General features: G+C 42.6%; 3 protein-coding genes. All 3 read left to right on the forward strand.

The window, feature by feature from the left end:
* Nucleotides 1-249 precede the first annotated feature (249 nt).
* The 3 genes from LG34_RS16005 to asd all read left to right on the forward strand — a co-directional run bounded on the left by LG34_RS16005 (nucleotide 250) and on the right by asd (nucleotide 3,663).
* Entirely contained in the window at nucleotides 250-921 is a 672-nt protein-coding gene (locus tag LG34_RS16005; protein ID WP_109216968.1) for an epoxyqueuosine reductase QueH, read from the forward strand.
* Nucleotides 922-1,022: 101 nt separating this feature from the next.
* Nucleotides 1,023-2,438 carry an argininosuccinate lyase gene (gene argH / locus LG34_RS16010; protein WP_109216969.1) on the forward strand — a complete coding sequence of 472 codons (1,416 nt, stop codon included), beginning with the start codon at nucleotides 1,023-1,025 and terminating at the stop codon, nucleotides 2,436-2,438.
* 133 nt (nucleotides 2,439-2,571) lie between these two features.
* Nucleotides 2,572-3,663: an aspartate-semialdehyde dehydrogenase gene (asd, locus tag LG34_RS16015; RefSeq protein ID WP_109216970.1), complete on the forward strand. Its 1,092-nt coding sequence runs from the start codon at nucleotides 2,572-2,574 to the stop codon at nucleotides 3,661-3,663.
* Nucleotides 3,664-3,900 lie beyond the last annotated feature (237 nt).

The raw sequence follows: 3,900 nt of genomic DNA on the forward strand, positions 1-3,900 counted from the left end.
ATTGCATGACGCGCACCTCGCAACAAGAATGCCGGAGCATTCTTGAAATAATGCAAGTCAAATATGTGAGACTTTATGTGTGATTCTGATCAGTGCAAGTTGGTGAAAAATTCTCAGAATCATGGTATATTTTCGTAAAATGTTTCTTTCAGTCGAAGATTGAGATAAACTGGATATAGTATAGAGTATGTAAAAATAACGGTGGTTGCTATTGTAAAACCGCCGCGAATCGTATAAAATAAGTAAGTTATGAAGCAGAATTACCAAAAAGAACTGGAAAAGAAAATTCAAAAACTGCAGACAGAGCAAAAAGTACCAACGCTGTTATTACACGCCTGCTGTGCACCTTGCAGCAGTTATGTACTGGAGTATCTGGCAGAATATTTCCACATCACAGTATTTTTCTACAATCCGAATATTACGGAGGCAGCAGAATACCACAAACGTGTGGAAGAAGAAAAACGCTTGATTCGGGAACTTCCGGTGAAATATCCGGTGTCCTTTATTGAGGGTGCTTATGAACCGGAGCGGTTTGTGGCAGAAGTAAAAGGTCTGGAGCAGGTTCCAGAAGGCGGTGCACGTTGTGAAAAATGTTTTGCGCTGCGTCTGTCAGAGACTGCAAAGCTGGCACAGGAAAAGGCATTCGATTATTTTACCACGTCACTGACTATCAGTCCGTTGAAAAATGCAGCACTGCTCAATGAGGCGGGAGAAGCGGCGGCAGCGGAATACTGTCATGGAACGACTGTTTTTTTGAATTCTGACTTTAAGAAGAAAAACGGATATAAGCGATCCGTGGAATTGTCGGAAATCTATGGTCTGTACCGGCAGGATTACTGTGGCTGCGTGTATTCCAAACTGCAGCGGGAACAGGAAAAAAGAGCAAAAGCACAGGAAGAAGCTGAACATGCAGCGAAATAATATTTCACAAAATCTCAGTCTGAAATAATATTCTCATTGAGAACCTACGAGATGGAGAAATCCTGTGTACAAGATAAGGAAAATGAAGGAGGAACAACGAGATGGCACAATTATGGGGAGGTCGTTTCACAAAGGAAACGGACAAACTGGTTTATAATTTTAACGCATCAATTTCGTTTGATCAGAAATTTTACAAACAGGATATTCAGGGCAGCATCGCACACGTCTGCATGCTTGGAAAACAGGGCATTCTGACCAAACAGGAGATGCAGGATATCGTAAAAACACTGGATGAGATCTGCAAAGATGTAGAATCCGGAAAACTGAAAATCACTGACGAATATGAGGATATTCACAGTTTTGTGGAGGCAAATCTGATCGACCGCCTGGGAGATACCGGTAAAAAATTACATACCGGACGAAGCAGAAATGATCAGGTTGCATTAGATATGCGTCTGTATACACGTCTGGAAGTACTCTACACAGATGAACTGGTACGAGATCTGTTGCAGGAACTGTTAAAAATCATGGAGGAGAATACCGAGACCATTATGCCGGGATTTACACATCTCCAGAAAGCACAGCCGGTTACTTTAGCACATCATGTTGGCGCATATTTTGAGATGTTCAAACGTGACAGAAGCCGTCTGCATGACATTTATGAGCGTATGAATTACTGCCCGTTAGGAGCAGGTGCACTGGCAGGAACGACTTATCCGTTAGACAGAGAATATACCGCATCCTTACTTGGTTTTGCAGGTCCGACCTTAAACAGCATGGATTCCGTATCTGACCGTGATTATGTCATTGAATTTTTATCCGCATTATCTACGATCATGATGCATCTGAGCCGTTTCTGCGAGGAAATCATCATCTGGAATTCTAACGAATATCAGTTCGTGGAAATCGATGACGCATACAGCACCGGAAGCAGCATCATGCCACAGAAGAAAAATCCGGATATCGCTGAGCTGGTACGTGGAAAAACAGGTCGTGTTTACGGCGCGTTGATGTCTATTCTGACAACGATGAAAGGCATTCCGCTGGCATATAACAAAGATATGCAGGAAGATAAAGAACTGACATTTGATGCGATTGATACAGTCAAAGGCTGTCTGGCTCTGTTCACCGGAATGATCGCAACCATGAAATTTAACAAAGAAGTGATGAGCAAGAGTGCCCGTCATGGATTTACCAATGCGACAGATGCCGCTGATTATCTGGTAAATCACGGAGTTCCGTTCCGTGATGCACATGGAATCGTAGGACGTATTGTACTGTATTGCATCGATAAAGGTATTGCCATTGATGACATGTCTCTGGAAGAGTTAAAAGCCATCAGTCCGGTATTTGAAGAGGATATTTACGATGCAATTTCCATGGATACCTGTGTCAACAAACGTCTGACCATTGGTGCGCCGAGCAAAGAGGCCATGACTCAGGTGATTGCGATTGAAAAAGAATATCTGGCACATGACTGGCTGGAAGATATCGAGATTTTACAGGAAACCAAGTAAAGAAATAAAAGAAAGACTTGCATTTTTCCGGAAATTGTTATAATATAGCACAAGAAAAAGACATCTGTTCGCGGTAAACGGACAAATGAGAAAAGATGTATATCTAAATACGATCGCAATGGAGGATGTAAAAATGAGTGAAAAATTAAAAGTCGGAATATTAGGCGGAACAGGAATGGTAGGTCAGAGATTTATCTCTCTGCTGGAGAACCATCCATGGTTTGAGGTAACAACCATCGCAGCAAGCCCGCGTTCAACTGGAAAGAGATATGAGGACGCCATTGGCGATCGTTGGAAAATGACAACTCCGATGCCGGAAGCAGTAAAAGACATCGTTGTAATGAACGTTAACGAAGTAGAGAAAGTTGCTTCTGAAGTAGATTTCGTATTCAGTGCAGTTGATATGTCAAAAGACGAGATCAGAGCTATCGAGGAAGCATATGCAAAAACTGAGACACCGGTTGTTTCAAACAACAGCGCACATCGTTGGACACCGGATGTACCGATGGTAGTTCCGGAGATCAACCCACAGCACATGGACGTTATCAAATATCAGAAAAAACGTCTTGGTACAAAGCGTGGATTTATCGCAGTAAAACCAAACTGCTCCATTCAGTCTTATGCACCGGTACTGACAGCTTGGAAAGAGTTCGAGCCGTATGAGGTTGTTGCAACAACTTATCAGGCAATTTCCGGAGCTGGTAAAACATTCAAAGACTGGCCGGAGATGGTAGAAAACATTATCCCATACATCGGTGGTGAGGAAGAAAAATCTGAGAAAGAGCCGCTGCGTCTCTGGGGTGAGATTGATGAGGAGAAAGGCGAGATTGTTCCTGCAACTTCACCGGTAATCACATGCCAGTGTATCCGTGTTCCGGTATTAAACGGACATACAGCAGCAGTTTTCGTAAAATTCCGTAAGAACCCAACAAAAGAGCAGCTCATCGAGAAATTAGAGCAGTTCAGCGGTGTTCCGCAGGAGTTAAATCTTCCGAGTGCACCAAAACAGTTTATCCGTTACATGCAGGAAGATGACCGTCCACAGGTTCAACTTGATGTTGATTATGAAAACGGTATGGGTATCAACGTAGGTCGTCTGCGTGAGGACACTGTATATGACTGGAAGTTCGTAGGACTTTCCCACAATACGGTTCGTGGTGCAGCAGGTGGAGCGGTTCTCTGTGCAGAACTTCTGAAGGCACAGGGATATATTACAAAAAAATAATTATGTGCTGATAAAAAATACATAGTTAAGAAAAGGATGAGTTTTCCGCTGAAATTGGAAGGCTCATCTTTTTTGAAATTATACTTATAAAAGTCTGGATGGAAATAATATAATGACAAAACCATACAAGTTTATCTCAGTCGAGAAGATTCCCACTTCTGCAAGTGGTGAGTAATAACAAGTCTTTTTCAGTGGGAGTACAATCTCCGACTGAGATAAACGCTCCGCGAGGATGTG

Origin of the sequence: Eubacterium ramulus, assembly GCF_003122485.1 — a bacterium.
Classification (GTDB): domain Bacteria; phylum Bacillota; class Clostridia; order Lachnospirales; family Lachnospiraceae; genus Eubacterium_I; species Eubacterium_I ramulus_A.

Excerpts from the sequence above, each read along its gene's own strand:
- LG34_RS16005 (WP_109216968.1), top strand. The coding sequence starts at position 250 with ATGAAGCAGAATTACCAAAAAGAACTGGAAAAGAAAATTCAAAAACTG.
- asd (WP_109216970.1), top strand. The coding sequence starts at position 2,572 with ATGAGTGAAAAATTAAAAGTCGGAATATTAGGCGGAACAGGAATGGTA.
- argH (WP_109216969.1), top strand. The coding sequence starts at position 1,023 with ATGGCACAATTATGGGGAGGTCGTTTCACAAAGGAAACGGACAAACTG.